The following is a 17,821-nucleotide window of genomic DNA, read 5'->3' as shown; positions in this document are numbered from 1 at the left end:
CGCGATCAAGACGCCCCACATGCGGGCGAGGCTCTGGAGATTTCGTTGTCATAGCACTCCCCCGTAAAGCGATAGCTCTTTTTAATCATGCAACGCTCCCAGTTGTAGAAGCGCCGCGCATATGCGGAATTTTCCCTTTCCCTTGGCCGCCGTTCTTCATTGATTTTCTCTTGACTGAATCCCGGCGCGTGGCTTCCGCTCCCGCCACCGCAACTAGCGGAGTCCTGATCTCGTGAGTCCGGCGTCATATCAGGCTTATCCCATTTTTCGATATAGGGCTTAATGTTTTTTCCTGCGGATGGATCTCCATTCATCCAAAAGCCACCGATGCCACAGCCAGACAATAGAGCGGAAGAAACAAGAATACACACGGCAAATTTTTGATTTCTCATCGTGCAGCCTTAAGCAGGATTGAGATTGCACCCCATACAGGTGATGGCAACTGCTCTGACATGGCAAACGGTGCAGAGATAGGGATCGCTACCATCGTCCACGTTTCGTGGAACATCTTTTCCGCATCGGCTCGCCCGCGTGCAGCATTACAGGCCACTCAGCTTGCCCCCGATCAGATCGTGCGTATCTGCACACGACTCAATGAGCTTGTCTTGCCAGCTTCCGGCCTCATAAGGCCTGCCGAACAGCGCGCCCTCCACACCTTGAATATGCTGCTCGATTTGTTGCGACTATCGCTCCCTATGCAGTGGACAACCGCAACTGATTGATAACTAGTCGATGACGCTGGACGCTAAAACTCCACGCCAACCTGCGCCATCACTGCCGGCTGTTGGCTGCGGAAGCCCGCCGGTTGGTACAGCGGCCAACCAAACGAGACGTCGTAGTTGAAGGCCATGTAGGGCCCGGAGGGCACGCGGCCGCGCACACCAACCACGGCGCCCACCAACTTGTCGCCAAGCAGGAATTCCGCGCTGGGGCCATGCACCTTGCCCATGTCGACGCCGGCATAGACGGCTTGGCCGGCCACGCGCCATGCCAGCTCGTTGCGCCAGAACCATCCGTCCTCAGCCGCCAGCGTCAATTGACCGTCAAAACCACGCACGGTGTAGCGGTTACCGATGGTGAAGTAGTCACTGGGCAGCACACGCGTGCGAGCGTGCTGGATAGACCAGTTGCTCGTGTACTCGAACACTTGGCTGGCCACCTTGAACGGCCAATACAGGCTCGCGTTGGCCGTTTCAACTTGTGAGCGCCCGCCGTAGCCAGGGTCACCGACCACCACGCCCGGCACATTGGAATGGTCGGGCAGCGTCTCTCGCCACGCCACGCCGCCGTCGAGCACCAACGGGCCAAGATAGTGGCGGTGCGACATGGAAGCCTCATAGCCGACCACGTCACGGCGCTGGACCGCAATCTCGGTGTCTTCCAAGTAGTTGCGGTTGATTTTGCGGAAGAGCTTGAACTGGGCGCCGGTGCGCGACGTCGCATCGCGATGCAGCACGCCGCTGATGCCAGCATTCACCTCTGAGCTAGTGCCGCTGTAGACAATGGGTTCTTCGAAACCCGCCACCGTCTGGTTGTAGCGCGAGCGGTTGGCGCCGACGAAGAGAGTGGCATAGCCGACCGGCACGCTCCAGTTGATGGAATAGGAGCGCGTGCCTGCTGTGGTCGAACCTCGGTCTGTATTGGACGACGCTGAAATCGATAGTTGATCGTAGAGGTGCAGCGGCGAGTCGATGACCAGCGAGCCGCTCATCTGGTACTTGCCGGTCGACTTCAGGCCCGTGTTGTCCGCTGAGAGCGACGCGTGCCAGCGCTTGTCAGTACCCGGCTTGAGCACGATGTCGGATTCACCAACACGCTCGCCAGGAACGATGTCAAAGCTCGTCTGCGACTGGCCCGGCAGGCGTCGAATGCTTTCCAGCGCCTGGTCCAAGTCGCGCTGGTTCAGCAAGTCTCCGGGGCCGGCAAGCAACACCATCCGCGCCCAACCGATGTTGTCATCCGACGCATTGCGGATGGCACCAATGTGCCCTGCCAACACCTTGAGTTGCAACGTACCGCCGGCCAAATTCTGCTTCGGGATAAGCACTCGCGAAGTGACATAGCCCCGCTCAATCAGGGCGTTGTTCGCCTGCAGTTCGATCGCCTCCAGCCCCTGCTTGCCAACACACTGGCCATTGACGGGCTTGAGCAGGTCGGGCAACCACCAGAAGACGTTGTCCTCCAGCGTGATGCCGTTGATTTGGAAGCATGGCGTTTCCTTCGGCAGCGCCGATAGAGAGATTGCCTGCGCGGGCGCGGGTGGCGTGAAAACATCCGGGCGGGCGTTGGCACGCTCGCGAGCTTGCTCAGCCTGTTGCTCCTGCAGGCGTTGGACTTCGGGACCAGGGCCGGTGAGGGGCTGGGCTGCGACCTGCGCAAGCGCAATCGAACTCAGCGAGCCGACGAACAGGACGGCAGCGCGGGAAACGGCAGACAGCATGATGTGGACGCGTTGAAAGAGAAAATGCCCCAATGAGTGCGGCTTCGTGCGGAGCAAGGAATAGCAGCAATGCCGACCGTTGCCGCCGCACGAAGCTGTCTAGCGAGGTCTTTACTGTGCGGGCGCCACGGTCGCGGAAAGCGAACCCGCGCTGCCCAGAATCGGCGCGGGTACGGATGTCTTCACCAAGCCAACACCCGGGGCGAACCATGTCGCCCCCGTTACGACGCTGTCAATGTCGAACGGCAGGCCAACAGTACTGAAGTTGGACCGGCGCACGGTGACATTAAGCTTGCATGCCTGCGCATACGTTGTGCTACCTACCGTGACGTCTTCGCGGCCGGCGTAGGTAATGGTCAACTCCTTCATATACCGCGGCGAGAAGGATGACGGTAGCGGATCGGTGCCGCCAGCACGTTGCTCGAGCATCAGCAGCGTGACGGGCGTGTTCAACTGGAAGTCGGACACCGTTGGGACTGTGGTGATCAGGCCCGGATAGGTCAGCCCCTGCGAGAAGTTGAAGGTCGCCACGCGGCCGAGCACAGCGTTACGCAGCTGCTCCAGCGTCATCCGCGTATAGGTGTAGGCATAGCGATACGACGGGTCGGTATCGCCAGCGGACGGAAAGCTCACAGCCCCTGCTGGCAGGAACGAGGCGCCTGGCAGCATGTAAAGGGTGTGGTGCTCGTCGCTGCCGGTCACTTGATCGATGCGGTTGCGCTCGTCCAGCGCAGGGTAAGACTGGCCCTCGAACGTTTGCGTACCCAGCCCGGTCAGCGTGGCAATCTCAACCTGGACGGGGATCGTCGAGGTTGCTGTCACGGTCGCGGTCTTCCCCGTAGCGGGGATCACGAAGCAAGAGGCATCGGACGTGGTCGCAGAGCCTTGCGAAGTCGCGCTGCTGGCGGTGCTGCCGTCGTCTCCACCGCCGCCGCAGGCGACGGTCATTGCTGCTGCTGCAGCTGTCAACAGGTAGGTTCGGAATTTCTCTTGCATCTTTTCAGTTCCTTTAGAAATGCTTCGCCCGGCGCTGCGCTCGTTTATCGGGAGCGGGCGCCGATGCAAATGGATACGGGGTCGGTAAGATTTTGGCCGGTTGGCTTCTCGTTCCAAACGGCCAGTGGCAACCAAGGGCTTGCGTCAGTCGTGTGGCCGTCAACAAGCCCTCAAGATGCGGGACATTTCGGCGCACGTTCCAGTGGAACGGATTCGTCCGTACCCCTGTCGTCAATTCGGTTGACGGCGACCCAGCAGCGCTTGTTGCCGTATTGCACGAAGATGTCGTAGTCCTTGCCCGGTTCCGGCACGAACGTGACCGCGGGTGGCGTGCAATACGAGGCCAACATCGTGACGGTGAACGGCTTCGCTGCGGGGACCACATATTCCTTGATGAAGTCCTTGAACTCCAAACCTTCCACGCGCATGTTGGGGCGCGGGCTTTCGGGCATGCCAATCGTCACGCTGCGGGACGAGTATTTCCAAGCGGCCCAAAAACCGTCGATGACGCTCACGCGCTTGTCGTCTTGGGTATAGACCTCTTTGTAGCAGCCCTCGCCCGGACGGAACGATGCGCCGGCGCCACCGTTACTCGACAGAAAACGGACGCGGGCGGAGATGGCTGGGTCGTAGGTTGGGTTCTCGACCGTGACATCGTGAGTCGGCTGCGGGAGAACGGTGCAGGCGGTGGTGAGGAATGCCGCCGCGATGGAAAGAGTGTTCTTCTTATTCATTTGCGTTGAGATGCAGAGAAAGTCGACGGCCAGTCAGGCACTGTACAAGCTAGCTCCCCCGTACGTGAGAGTATTGGGCATGTGCCTCTCCCAAATTGTCATACTTGAACAGCGGGCTCTCCGTGTTTGCAAAGTACCAACGGTAATCGTCGTGGACCGGCGGAACTACTTCGCCACGGTCAAGAGCCCGCAGACGGAACACCATCTCTGCGTCTGCGTCCGTCGCGGCATAGCTCACTAACAGAATGCGAAGCAGACGAGCTTGGTGCCGTAACTGCTCGATTTTTTCATGACACTTAGCGCATTTTGGTAGCAGTGCCGTTTAGAACCGCCATTCCACAATAACGACCCTTTAGGTCCTACGGCCCGTCTTTCTTGTGGACACTGGAGCGGAGCAAAAAAACACAAAATACCGCAAACAAACCTCCCCCAACAGATATGCACACAGCAACCGGCGTAAACGACTTCCTCAACGACGCAATCCAGCCAAAATCGGAAGCAAGTCCGAAGACGAGATAAAGATGAATCCCGATCGTCGCGAGAAAAAAAACGAACCAGTAGCTATATTTCCTCATCCACTGGAAAAGTGGGGGAGAGATAATCCCACTGAGTATTCCGCGCACAATGTCGTCAATCATAATTGACCTCTTATTGTCCAGCCCTTGATTGATTTACGGCGCCTTGGGCCGCTCTGCCGGCCGTTTGCCCTAAGAAAATACCATTCACTCGAATAACGGCACCAGGAACGGTGGCAAGGTTAGCGATACCGTTGGGCACGCCCGCCCAACCAAACATCGATGTTGCGAACATGCTGTTTAGCGCGCCCACTGAAGCGGCGGCACCAAAGCCTGCAAAAGAGAAACGATTCTCAAAGTTGCTCCCAAAGTCACCGCCCCTGCGGGCCATATCAAAATATGCTCCCACGGCGCTACTTAGAGTAAACGAACCCCCAGAAATAACCGCCCCTGTCGCTGCCGCTGACGTTAGAGAGTATCCCGCCTGGGCCGCCTTGTAAGCCGCCAGGGCGTCTGCCCCAAAGGCCGTGACAGTAGCCGGGCCGATAGCTGCCACAGCTAGGCCGCCCGTGATCACGGCTGCGGCGCCGAGTCCAACCGCCGGGTTTCCAACCGCTCCGGGCAACGCTCGTTGTTCCGGCGTAAGCGGCCCGCCAAGAGGCCCGTGATCGGCACGTTCGGACGCTGTCGCGGAAAAGAGATTGCCAGCGTTCTGGCTGATAAAAGCAACGGCGTACTTATCGCCGCCCGGCCCCTTGCTCGCCAAGTCATCAACCAAGCGATAACCGTTGGCCAGCAGCATGTTTTCGGCTTGGTCGGATGTGAGTGCCTTCCCGGTGGTTTTTTCGTAGAAGTCAGCGAATCGCTTCGCATTATCCTGGGCCCACTTGCGCTCATCGGGGTGCAACTGTCGATTGAACCGGTCCACGTTGTAGCCAGAGAACGCCCCAGCATTGCCACCGACAGCACCGCCGATTGTGGTCGCCAAGGCGTTGGACACAATGTTGCCCAGCGCCTCATCCACGTTTTTGTTGCCGGTCGGGCTAGAGCCGGCAATTGCGCTCGACAACTCATTGAGCTTGCCCGCCGCTAGTGAACTCAACCCTGCGCCCGCTCCGGCAGCGAGCGCATTGCCTCCGCCCAGCCCGGCCACGGCAGCAGCGCCTGCCGCTTGCATACCGGCACGAGTCAGGCCTCCTTCCTTCCACCCGTTGATATCCGCCTTGGCCGCATCGATTGCTGCCTGATTCGCATCAGATGGGTCTTGTAGATAGGCCAACCGAGCGGCGTCCAGACGTCCTTCAGCCTCCCGCTTCTTACCGTCAGCGTAGTCCCCGATGCGCTGCGCCACTGCCTGGCCCGCCGCCTGTGCGGCCGACATCATGTCAGCCTGGTTATTCAGCACGTTCTGAAGGTCCGGCGTCTTGCTGACCGTACCGTTGGTGTTGGTCGTATCGCGGCTCAGGCTGGCCACATCCTGCTTTTGGTTCGCCTTATCAGTAATGGTGATCGTGCCCTGCGAGATAGCGCTGCGGGTCGTGGCGCTCTCGCTGCCGCTGTCGTTCTGGCTGAGCATCGGCGCACCACCGCCGACGTTCCTGCTCTTCGTCTCTCCGGGCTTCTTGTAGTTGTCGCCCCCGTTGCCAAGCGAGCCGCTCAGGCTGAAACCGCCGCTGGACGCACTGTAGTCCGAATGGTTTTGGATGTCCGAGAAGGTCAGCGTGCCTGTCGTCAGCTGATTCTTTTCGGGCGTTGCCGTGCTGGCAATGACGGCACCCTTGAGGTCCGTATTGCCCTTGACGTTGATGTCGAACCCGCCTGCACCCGCCTGGATACCAGATTGCTCGTTGACGCCGGCGTAGTTGCCATTTGCATTACCGCTGCTGTGGCTAAAGTTTGCGCTACCGCCGCCCATGCTCGCGCTAAAGCCACCGCTTGTGCTCTCTTGATGCGACGTGCTGTGGCTGGTGTCCTGTGTGCTGGCGACATTCAAGTTGCCGCCAATGTCGGCCAGCACCTTGTTGGCATTGACGTTGGCACCCACGATGTTGGTGTCACCACCACTGACGATGGTGACGGTGTCGCTCGCGTTGATGTGGGTGTTGTTCTGCGTCTGTGCATCCGAGTTCGCATCACCATGCGCCTTCGACATCGAGGCCGACACACCAAAGCCGCCCGTACCGTACGAGACACCAAAGCTTGCGCTCTTGGACTCGTTCGTGCTGCGCGTGCTGTCCGTGTCCGTACTGTTCCTCAGGTTGACCTGATTGTTGGTCTGCAGCAGCACATTCTTCGCGTTGACATCGGAGCCGACGATGTTGACGTTGCCGCTGCCCGGCGTGCCATCACCAGTCGCAACGAATGCCGCCGTGCCACCCGCCGTGATGTTGCTGCCGTTGTGCTGGGTGCTGTCTTCGGTCTGGGTGGTCTTGCTCGACTGCGAGCCCCAGCTCAACTCAATCTTGGCTTCCGGCTTGGTCGCCATGGCACCGGCCGTCGCGCCGAGGTCTGCAACCGCGCTGGCGGCGGCAATCCCATGCAGTGCCGCTGCCCGCTTGTCCTGACTATTGCCCGCCGCTTCGGCCTGCTGCTGGACATTCTGGATAGCGTCCAGAATCGGCGACTTCACTGCGAGTGTGAAACCAGAGCTCTTCGTTTCGTGGGTGTTGTCGTGATGGCGGTCGGTGGTCGAAGCGTCGATGGTCACGTTCTGCGCGATGCCGGTCACGTTCTGGCCAGCCACGACATCAGAGCCCGTGATATGCAGGTCCTTGCCGGCCTGCATGTGCACGCTGCCGTCCGTGCTACCAATCAGGCTGCCTTGCGAGCCTCGCACCGTATCGTTGCTGGTGTCGGTGACTTGGTTGGTACCGTACGAGATGCCTGCGCCGGCGCTACCCAGACCGCTCTTCTTGACGTCCTTGAAGTGCGATTCGTTGGTAGCGGTATCTGCCGTCGTAATCGTGAGGTTGTTGCCGGCAGCCAGATTCACGTCGCCCGTGCCGGCAATAGTGGCGGCCCTTGCCGTCAGGTCACGGCCCGCCGCCACGGTCACCGTATCGCCAGACAGCGTGGTGCCGACTGCATTGGTCTGACCTGCCGAGTCGATGGTGTGCGTGGTCTTCGTTGAGAGGAAACCCTTCTCTGACTGATAGTGCTCGTCGCGCACGTCCTGATGGCTCTGGCCCGCGTTGAGGTTCACATCGCGCCCGGCAGCCACCTGAATACCGCCCGTCGCGTTTGCATACGCGGCCGTGGCATTCACATCTTGGCCCGCACCAATGGCGAGGTTGCCACCGGTCTGAATTTGCGTGCCAGCATCCGCATACGACGAACGGTCCGAACGATTCTTGTCGCCCCAGACGATGTGCTCCTCATTCGACTGCCGCACCGCAGTCAGGTTGACATCTCGGTTGGCGGTGATGGTGGCATTGCCTGTCGTATTGATGGCAACCGCCGCCAGGTTGGCATCACGACCGGCCTGGATGGACAGCGCACCGGCATCGATGCTCGCCACCTGGTTGATGTTCGTGCCCGTGGTCGTGATGTTCTTTGTTTGGACCGTCGTGCTGGTCAGATTCACGTCACGGCCGGCAGACAGCAACACCTGGTCGCCCTGGATATGGCCGCCGAGGTTGTTGATGTCCTGCGTGGCCTGCGCCAACAGCGTGCTGCCTGCCAGCGTGCCGGTGTTGACGATATTGTCGGCCGTGACCACCGTTACGTTGCGGCTGGCGATGGTGCCGCTGTTCGTCGCGTCACCCTTGGCGTTGAAGCTGACGTTGTTACCCGCCATCAACGTACCGCCGCCCGTGATGTCGGTGTCCTTGGCGCGCAGGTAGACCTGTGGCACCAGCACCTCCTGCTTGCTGCCATCCGCCAGCGTCACGGTCTGCTTGACCATCCAGACGATGTCGCTGGTGAGCTGTGCCATCTGGGCTTCGGTCAGCGCCGTGCCAACGTTCAAGCCGAATGCCTTGCCTGCAGCGGTACCGTTGGCCAGCAGTGCCTTGTACTCGTCTTCGTTGTTGGTGTAGTCGCCAATGAAGCGCTGCCCCGTGGCCCGAACGATTTGCTGCTGAATCAGTTGCTGCTCGTAGAAGCCATCGCCAATGCGCTTGAGCGTGGCGCCCGGGTCATTGCGGAACTGCGACAGCATGGTGTCGCTCGATGTCCACTGGCGGAAGTTGGTAAAGCGCGGGTCGGTTTCGACCAGCACGCTGCTACCCGGGTCGCTGATGATGCGGTACAGGGCATTGTTCGGCAGCGTCAGGTTCGGCACCACCGTGCGGATGACCACGTTGCCGGGCAGCGTCACAGAGGTCGTCGCGGCACTGATGGAGCCGGCGGCGGGTGTGGCAACCGACGATGTCTGGATACGCAGGATGCCGCTATTCGGCACCGTCACCGAGGCAGCTCCGGGCTGAATCGGATCGGTTGCAATGGTCATGTGGTCGGCAACGCTCGTGCCATTGCCGTTGCCAACGCCCGCCTTGGTCGTCACCGCAACGGACTTAACCGTGGGCTGGCTGTTCGGGCCCGTGCCGTTGGTTGGGCTCACATCCAGCTGGTAGTTGGTCTGGATGGTCTGCCCCTGCCAGGGGCTGGTGTTGTAGGCCCGAGTATCGCCGCTGAATGCGCCGCCGGATTCGACATAGGTGTACGACGCCGTACCCGTGGTGGTGACGGACTGCGTACCGGTCATGCCCACGTTGTTCGGACGTGTGCCAATCACGTTGCTGCCGGTCAGGTCACCGCCCGCCACGATTTGGCTGGCCACGTTGTTCACCACGCCGGCATTCAACGTCATGTTGCCGCCAGACGTAATCATCCCGGGGTCGCTCTGCGTGACCACCGTACGGGTCACTTGCTGCGTGCCGTCGTAGATGGTGAAGGCGTCCACCTCGCGACCGCGCACGTTTGAGTTGAATGCGTTGATGGCGTCGTTTAGCGCCTGGTATTGCGTGACGGCGTTGTCATGCCGCTGCTGCCATGCGGCCAGGTCGGCTTGGTACTGCGGGTACTGGCTGGGTTGATAATTGCTCGGATCCGGCTGCGTGCCGATTTCTTGCGGCGCCGCAATACCGAACACACCCCAGATGGCGTCCGTGGTTTTGTAAAGAAACTGCTCCGGGTAGCTCGACACCTCGCAGCTATCCTGCCAGCACGGCCTCTCCGGAATATAGGCAGTGCCGACGCCGCCTCCGCCCAAACCATTGCTGTAGGTGAACGGCGGGCCATAGCGCTCGAACGGATACTGCGACGACGGCAGCAACAGTACCTTGTAGTCGTCATCACCCAGCCATTGCCAGTTGTCACCTGTGGCCGAGCCACCGTTGTTCTTATGGAATAGACGCACCGTGCTCGGGTCGATGTCCTGCGTCGAGCCATTCAGCCGATACGACACGACATGCGTGCCAGGCGACGTCTGGTCTGCCGTCGCAAAGTGATTGTTCTGGTTATTGATCTGGCTGGCGGCGATGGTCAGGTTGCCATCGGCGTTGATGGTGGCCGAGCCATTGGTCACATTCTGAGCCGAACCGGTCGCATGATTGTTGGCATCGAGTGCACCACCAACACGCATGTTGCCAATCGCATAGATCAGCGCGTGCTCCTGGTTGTTGAGCGTCTGCACACCCAGGTCCATGTCGCCACGGCTGGCGATGACACCCGCGACACCATTACCGTTGACGGTGTTTGTCAGCGTGTTGGCCGCAATCGCAACTGAATCCCCATACAGGCGGCCCGTGTTGACGACGTTGTTCGCGCGGATGACAGTCGCACCGCCATCGATAAGACCATCGTTGGACAGCGTGCCCTGCGCGGTCAGCGTGTTCGATACCGTACCAATCAGCTGGCCGGTCTGCGTGTTGGTGATGTTGTTGGCCGACACTGCCAGATTGCGGCCAGCGGACATCGTGCCCGAGTTGGTGACGTTACCCGTGGTCGTCACCAAGACGTCTTGCCCGGCGGCCAGCGTGCCGCTGTTGTTGTAGTCCGACTGCAGGTTCAGAGAGACGCTGCCTTGCGACTGCACGGTACCGTCACCGCTCATCCGGCCGGCAGTCACGCCAACGCTCTTGGTGCCGTTCAGATTGCCCTGGGTGTTGGTCAGCGCAGCGGTCGCCTTGGCACCCACTGTGCCTGCCGACTGAATCGAGCCCTGCGTATTGTTGATGGACGGCGCCGTGAGCTGCGTGCTCAGGTCCGAACGGATGGCACCGGCTGTGTTGTCGAGCGACGTCGTGGCGGTGAGCGCCACATTTGCACCCTCCATGCCGGTCGTGGCCGTATTGGTGTTCTTGTTGAGCAGGTTGGCACCGGACACGGTCAGCGTGCCACCGGAATGCATCAGGCCGGCGGAGTTGTCGACCGTCGTGCCATTCACCGTCACATCGCTGTTGGAAGCGACTTGGCCGCCGACGTTGGTGAGCGTGCCGGTATTGACCGTGAGCGCACCGTTGGAAACCAGCTTGCCTTGGTCATTGGTCAAGGTCTGGCTTTGCACGGCCAGCGTGGTGTTCGACGAAATCGTGCCTTGCTGGTTCGTCAGCGTGTTGGCGTTGACCGAGACCGCGTTGCCAATCATCGCGCCTTTGGTATTGGCCAGCGATTGGCTGTGGATGTTCAGCGTCGTGCCCGCCTGCATCACGCCGCCGTTGGCATTCGTGATGGCACCCGCCGTTGCATCGAGCGCGACCGTGGAGGCGATGGCGCCGCCGGTGTTATCCAGCGCTCCAGTGCCAGTGTTGACGGTCAGGTTGCGACCAGACACCGTGCCGCCCTGATTACCCAGGCTTGCCGCCTGAAGCTGAATGTCTTGCGTGGCGAGGAGCTTGCCGCCGGCATTGGCGACGTTGCCGGCGCTGGTGAGGGTCAGCCCACCTTGGCCTGAGCCGACGATGCCACCAGCGGTGTTGTCCAAGCTGGCTACCGTGGCGTGCACATCGTCAGTCGCGGCCAGCGTGCCGCCCTGATTGGTGACCGCGCCAGCGGTCAACTGCAACGAATTGGCGGCGGAGACCTTGCCCGCCGTGTTGTCGAGTGCGCCCGCGCTCGTGTTGAGGGTGACGTTCCGACCCGAGACCGTACCAGCCTGGTTGCCCATGCTGGCTGCCGCAAGCGTGGCGTCTTGGGCTGCCAGCAGCTTGCCACCCGCGTTGCTGATGTTGCCCGTGCTGGTTACGGTCAGGGCACCAGCGCTGGAACCCAGAACACCGGAAGCGTTATCCAGGCTCGCCACATTTGCGGTGACATTGCCTGCACCGGCCAGCGTGCCAAGTTGGTTCACCAAGCTGCCGGCGGTCACATTGGCCGTGCCGGAGGCCGACACCGTACCGCTGGTGTTATCGACCGCCCCCGACCCGGTGTTGACCGTGAGATTGCGCGCGGAGATGGTGCCAGCTTGGTTGCCCAGGGATGCCGCATTGAGCGTTGCATCCTGGCCGGCAATGAGCTTGCCGTTTGCGTTGGTGATGTTGCCGGTGCTGTCGACGACGAGGTTGTTGCCGCTGGAGCCGAGTGCGCCGCCGGTGTTGTCCACGTTCGCCACCTTGGCGGACATGTCCCCGGCAGAAGCAAGCGTGCCGCCCCGGTTGACGAGGCTGCCGGCCGTCAAGTCCGCCGTGCCGGAGGCGGAGACCTGCCCATTGGTGTTGTCGACCGTGCCAGCGCCTGTGTGCACCGACAGGTTGCGTGCCGAAATGGCGCCACCTTGGTTGCTCAAGCTGGCGGCGTTGAATGTGGCGTCTTGTGCGGCAATTAGCTTGCCATTCGTGCTCGTGATGGCACCGCTGCTGTCGAGCGTCAGATTGCCGGTGCTCGAACCAAGCACGCCCGAGGTGTTGTCCAGGCTCGCGACGGTGGCGTGCACATTGCCGTTGGCGGCGAGTGTGCCGCCCTGGTTGACCAGGTTCCCCGCTTGAACGTTTGCCACGCCCGATGCTGAAACCGTGCCATTGGTGTTGTCGATGGCCCCCGTTCCGGAGTTGAGTTGCAGATTGCGGCCCGACACGGTGCCCGCCTGATTGCCAATTGCTGCGGCATTCAGGGTGACATCCTGCGCGGCGATGAGCTTGCCGCCGTTGGCGTTGGCCACCGACCCTGTGCTGTTGACGGTCAGGTTGCCGGTATTGGAACCCAGCGCACCGCCGGTGTTGTCCACGCTGGAGACCGTCGCAGTCACATCGCCGGTAGCGGCGAGCGTGCCGCCATGGTTGACGAGGTTGCCGCCCTGGATGTTGGCCGTGCCCGAAGCGGCCATCGAGCCGCCCGTGTTGTCGATGGCGCCCGCGCCCGTATTGAGCGAAAGATCGCGCGCTGAAATTGCGCCGGCCTGGTTGCCAAGGCTCGTGCTCGCAAGCGTCACATCTTGCGCAGCGACCAACTTGCCGCCTGCGTTCGTGATGGCGCCACTGCTGTTGACATTCAACGTGCCGCTGCTGGAGCCGAGCACACCCGAGGTGTTGTCCAGGCTGGCCACATGGGCAGACACGTTGCCCGCTGCTGCAAGCGTGCCACCCTGGTTGACGAGACTACCGGCCGTGATGTTTGCCGTGCCCGCAGCGGAAACCGTACCCCCGCTGTTGTCGACTGCACCAGTCCCGGTGTTCAGGGAGAGGTTCTGGGCCGACACCGTGCCACCTTGGTTGCCCAAGCTGCCGCCGGTGATGGAGACATCTTGCCCAGCAACCAGTTTGCCCTTGGCATTGGTGATGTCACCCGTACCGTTGATAGTGAGGCTGCCGCTATTGGAGCCGAGTGCACCGGAGGTGTTGTCGAGCGAACCGGTGGTGATGCTCGTGTTGCCGTTTGAAGCCAGCAGACCACTCTGATTGACGACCCGCTGAGCGCCGACCTGCAGCGTGCCGTTCGACGACAGGCTGCCCGCCGTGTTGTCCAACGTGCCGCCGGCCTGGACGGCCACGCTGCCGCCCGAGATGGTCGCGCTACGTGTAGCCACATCGCCCGTGGCCGACAGCGAGACCGTACCTTGCGTCGCCACGTTGCCGTTGCTCGCGTCAATGCTCGCTCCGGTTACGCCGATGCTCTGGCCGGCCAGCAGATTGCCACTATTGCGCACTGCGCCCGTTGCGTTCAATGCCACGGCGCCCGGCTTCGTGACATTGCCGTTCGTATCGACGCCCGCGCCGATCGTGCCGCTGTTGGCGATTTGCGGCCCGCTGATGGTTGCGTTGCCGCCGGCAACCACGGTGCCGCTGTTGTTCGTGCTGCCGGACACCGTCACGTTGCCAGGGCTGGTGATGACGCCTTGGTTGCTGACATTGGGCGCAGCAATGCTGGCATCCGCCGCGCTCTGCACTCGGCCGGTCGGCGTGATGGTGACATCGCCGTTGGCAGCCAGACTCAGGCTGCCGGTGAGTGCGGCCAAGTTGCCGCCGATGTTGACGCCCAGCCCTTGCTCGGTGCCAATCAGCCGCGTGGCGCCGCCACCGTACATGCTGCCCAGTTGGCCGACGTCGATCGCGACCTGCGGCGCCGGGCCAACGCTTGCAATTGCCGTGGGCGTGACGCTGCCGTAGTCGACGCTATTGGCACCTGCCACCGCATTGAGACGTTCCGCCCAGACCTGGCCATTGATGGCCATCGCACGGGACAGCAAATCGAGCTGCGCGCCGCGTGCATCGAGGCCCGCGCCGTTGACCGTGATTTGCCCTTGCTGGACCGAGATGCTGGAGATGTTGCCCAGCGCATCGAAGTTCGGCGTGCCGGTGGTGAGCGTGACCCGCGGTGCCTGGATGAACGAACAGCCTGCGCAGGTGATGCCCGCCGGGTTAGCGACGATGAGGCTGGCTTGGTTGCCTGCGATTTCCGTGGGGCCCGCAAGCACCGATGGATTGCCGCTGGTCACCTGGTTCAGGATGACACGCGCCGCGCTATTGCCGAGGAACGGGTTGCCCTGCACCCAGCCGGCGATTTGCGTCTGGGAGTTCTGGCCGCTGTTGTTGAGCACAACGCCAGCTTGGCCGACGTTGTAGTTCGTGAACGAATTGGAGCTGACGCCGCCAGCCGATGGCGCATTGATGTTCACCACAGGCGTGCCGTTTGCCGCAACCCCCACCACTGGGTGGGGACCAGGAACATTGCGGTCCGGTGTCAGTGATTGCGCGTTCAGGCCAGGTGCTGCCAGCGCGGCCATCGCGCTGATCGTCAGGGCCGATGCCCGGCTGGCTCGGCTTCCCGAACTGCGTCCTTTGCCTGTGCTCCTTGCCGTTTCCTCAACGGCAACCAGCATGCCGCGTGCGGCGTTGAAGACAGTTCGATAACACTTGGCGTTCATGATGTTTTTCTACTGACACGGCGGACGGCAACAGCGCGCTGACGCACGTTTGAACGTGCGGAAAGCAGGCTGGGAATGGGGCGACGACAGACGACAGACGACGGGCGTGCGCTTGCTACAGCGTGGGCCGTTCCGATTCAGACCAAAGGGCGGGCAGCGCGTGGCGCTGACCAGAAGGAGCGCTGGGACAAATGCCCAACAAGGTGACGACGCGCGACAGCACGCCTGAGATCTCGTCTCTGCGAAAGCACTCCCTGCCCCGTTTGAACGGGAACGAAACCCCGACCGGCCTCACCCTGTCTGTTGCAGAGCGATTGCCTTTTTGCTGCTCGCGCGGATGATAAGCGAAACGGCCTTGCTGATAATCAAAAACTGCAACTTCGATGTAAATGCGCGACGTTGCGTGCATTTTAGATCTGAATTCAATGATATTGAATTCAGATTAATTGAGATTTCAACGCATGATTCCGAGACGGTCCTGAAGCACTTTTCGTACTTCAACGGCGCAAACGAGCCCCCATCAGCGCGCAGCAATAACACGCGCAGCGACAGCGCTGCGCGATTCAATCCCAAGCTTGTCCAGCACGCGCCCGACGTGGCTGCGCACCGTCCAGTAACTGATATTGAGCGCCTTGGAGATCTGTTTATCCGACAGGCCCTTGAGCAGCAGTTCGCACACCTCGCCTTCGCGCCGTGTCACCTTGAACTTCTGCTGGAACCACGCCCCCGAGCCCACGGTGCCAGCCGTCAGATACAGCCGGTGAACGATGCGGCCATCTGCGGCGTGTTCGAACTTTGTGCAGAGATCGAACCCGGCCCACTGCATCGGCTCGCTCGCGCCTAGCGCGATACGGCTCAACAGCAGTAGCAACCCTTCGCGTTCGCTTGCCTCCCACCCCGCCATCAGCGCTTCTGCGGCGCGGTTGGGTTGTGGGGCCCGCGTAGGGTCGAGCACGAACGACGGGCGGCTGCTTGCGGCGTGTTCATCGCCCTCCAACGCGGCGAAGGCGCGTTGCCGGTGCGCGTTGATGAGGTGTGGCCGCAGCAGATCGAGAATGCGCAGCTCGCGCTCGCCAAAGACGCGGCCGACTTCACTCGTGCCAAGGCGGTAATCGAGCAAGGTTCCGCCGCCGGCATCCAGGCACAGGCTCATGCCTGGGTAGACCTTGTACCGCGTGAGGAAATCGGTGAAGTATTCCGTGCGCTGCAGGCTGCGCCGGCCAATGATGCCCTCCACGAGCAGCGGGTCTGCGCGACGGTGCAACAGCGGGGAGATCGGGTCGACCGCATGGAAGTACTGCTTGTAGTCCGCATTCAATTGGAGATCGCGGCCCCACGTGGAGGTGTGGATGGGAACGGGGTTGGCCTCGTGCCGGACGATATGCGACATGACATCAATGCCCAGCAATGACTCGAGCTTGCGTGCCACCGCTGGCCGCTCGGCCACGCTATCGGGCGATGCCTCGTGCAGGCTGCCGACGAGCGCCGTCAGCAATTGAAGATCATTAAGCGAAAGCGTCATTGCCACCCTACTGCACCTAAGAATGCTGGACCGACCCGGCAGGGCGAGACATCAAGCAGCGCGCTCATGGCACACCGCAAGGGGCGCTCGCCCTCTGCACCAGCGCTGTTGATGCGTGCATGCCGATACCGCGCACGGCCTGGACCTTGTAGACCTTGCGGAAGGTTGCGGACTCAAGCCCACACATGGGGCACAGACAGCGCACAGGCGAAAGGCGCCAGCTGCGCCATCACTCGTCACTGGCCAGCGCGCCCGTGCAACCAGCGGCGTGCGCGTGACAACCAGCCATCGGGCGGCGGCCCGGCATGAGGCGGCCCGGCGTGTAGCGGCTGCACTGGCGCAATGGTTGGATTGGTTTGACTGCTCACGCAGATCTCCAACGCGCCGCGCTCCCTGAGCGTGCGCAGCAGCAAGCGCGCCTCTTCGAGTTCAAGTGCACCGTGATGGACCAGCTCGTCCAGGCTGACAGGGCGCGCGGTCATGCCATCCATGGCCACACGAAAGCGCGGCTGGCTGAAGTGCGCATCGAGCGTGACGGGCCTGAGCAAGCGGTATGCGGGCTTGTCGGTCGTAGCGATATCGGTGGCAGTATCGGCGTCGATACCGGTGGCGATACCGGTGGCGGTATCGGTCTCGATGAACGATGCGCTGCCGGCCTCGGCAGGCTGCCTGCGACTGTCCATCAACCGCAGCGCGATCAGATCAAGCACGCCCCAGAGCATGGGGGTGCTGAAGGCGCGCGGCAGATTGAACACGTCGTCGCCTAACACGTCGGGCGCGGGTTGACCCAGCCATAGCTTGAAGGGGCCTGCCGCGCGCACGTCGGCTTGGTCACCCTCCAGCACCAGCACGTCGGCCTGGTGCGGCTCGACTTCATCCCATTGATAGAGCGAGCGTGCTCCAATCGCCCGGATGCTGGTACGCACCCGATGTTGCTGGCCCGCTTCGAGATACTGCAGCGAAATGCGGCCACGCCGATTGTCCACCGACCGTACCGCAGATGGCGTATGAGACTGCATGCGGCTCTCCCCTCAAAACAATGCAAAGGCCGCTGACCGTGCAGGGCCGACGCTGTGCCGAGGGGCTTCCTCACCCGTGGGGCGTACTGGCGATGACCCGTTCATGCCAGCACGCGCACTGCGCTTATTTTTTGTTGGCTGTGCAGGGCTTGCGCCTGACACGCCGTATCAGGCTGGAAACTACCATCTGCGCGCGCGTGCTAACGGGGAGGCTGAGGAAAGTTGAGTATTGGGGTGGTGGCCAGGAGCGTGACTGCGCTGGTGAATTTGAATCTTCAACCGACGCGGTTGATCA

At 61.7% G+C, this 17,821-nt stretch carries 7 protein-coding genes; all 7 read right to left on the bottom strand.

The genetic code is table 11. The features are described 5' to 3' along the window. Positions 1 to 5: 5 nt before the first annotated feature. Positions 6 to 392 carry a hypothetical protein gene (locus ACU8YE_RS11085; RefSeq protein ID WP_446928701.1) on the bottom strand — a complete coding sequence of 129 codons (387 nt, stop codon included), beginning with the start codon at positions 390 to 392 and terminating at the stop codon, positions 6 to 8. Positions 393 to 745: 353 nt separating this feature from the next. Next, positions 746 to 2,440, bottom strand: a complete 1,695-nt coding sequence (locus ACU8YE_RS11080) for a ShlB/FhaC/HecB family hemolysin secretion/activation protein (RefSeq protein ID WP_446928700.1) — start codon at positions 2,438 to 2,440, stop codon at positions 746 to 748. Positions 2,441 to 2,551: 111 nt separating this feature from the next. Then, complete coding sequence (locus ACU8YE_RS11075) at positions 2,552 to 3,436, bottom strand: hypothetical protein (RefSeq protein ID WP_446928699.1); 885 nt, start codon at positions 3,434 to 3,436, stop codon at positions 2,552 to 2,554. Between the two features lie 170 nt (positions 3,437 to 3,606). Beyond that, complete coding sequence (locus ACU8YE_RS11070) at positions 3,607 to 4,170, bottom strand: hypothetical protein (RefSeq protein ID WP_446928698.1); 564 nt, start codon at positions 4,168 to 4,170, stop codon at positions 3,607 to 3,609. Positions 4,171 to 4,818: 648 nt separating this feature from the next. After that, positions 4,819 to 14,985, bottom strand: a complete 10,167-nt coding sequence (locus ACU8YE_RS11065; RefSeq protein ID WP_446928697.1) for a hemagglutinin repeat-containing protein — start codon at positions 14,983 to 14,985, stop codon at positions 4,819 to 4,821. 520 nt (positions 14,986 to 15,505) lie between these two features. Then, positions 15,506 to 16,507, bottom strand: coding sequence for a helix-turn-helix transcriptional regulator (locus ACU8YE_RS11060; protein ID WP_446928696.1), 1,002 nt, complete (start codon positions 16,505 to 16,507; stop codon positions 15,506 to 15,508). A 236-nt stretch (positions 16,508 to 16,743) separates the two neighbouring features. Continuing rightward, the gene (locus ACU8YE_RS11055) at positions 16,744 to 17,526 is read right to left on the bottom strand and encodes a hypothetical protein (protein ID WP_446928695.1); all 783 of its coding nucleotides are present in this window, start codon (positions 17,524 to 17,526) and stop codon (positions 16,744 to 16,746) included. Between the last annotated feature and the right edge of the window lie 295 nt (positions 17,527 to 17,821).

It is taken from the genome of Ralstonia sp. VS2407 (assembly GCF_052950655.1).
Note: the sequence above shows the minus strand (reverse complement) of the source record. Positions and strands in the feature narration are given on the sequence as shown.

Coding starts and splice junctions, on each gene's coding strand:
- ACU8YE_RS11085 (WP_446928701.1), bottom strand. CDS start 392: ATGAGAAATCAAAAATTTGCCGTGTGTATTCTTGTTTCTTCCGCTCTA.
- ACU8YE_RS11080 (WP_446928700.1), bottom strand. CDS start 2,440: ATGCTGTCTGCCGTTTCCCGCGCTGCCGTCCTGTTCGTCGGCTCGCTG.
- ACU8YE_RS11075 (WP_446928699.1), bottom strand. CDS start 3,436: ATGCAAGAGAAATTCCGAACCTACCTGTTGACAGCTGCAGCAGCAGCA.
- ACU8YE_RS11070 (WP_446928698.1), bottom strand. CDS start 4,170: ATGAATAAGAAGAACACTCTTTCCATCGCGGCGGCATTCCTCACCACC.
- ACU8YE_RS11065 (WP_446928697.1), bottom strand. CDS start 14,985: ATGAACGCCAAGTGTTATCGAACTGTCTTCAACGCCGCACGCGGCATG.
- ACU8YE_RS11060 (WP_446928696.1), bottom strand. CDS start 16,507: ATGACGCTTTCGCTTAATGATCTTCAATTGCTGACGGCGCTCGTCGGC.
- ACU8YE_RS11055 (WP_446928695.1), bottom strand. CDS start 17,526: ATGCAGTCTCATACGCCATCTGCGGTACGGTCGGTGGACAATCGGCGT.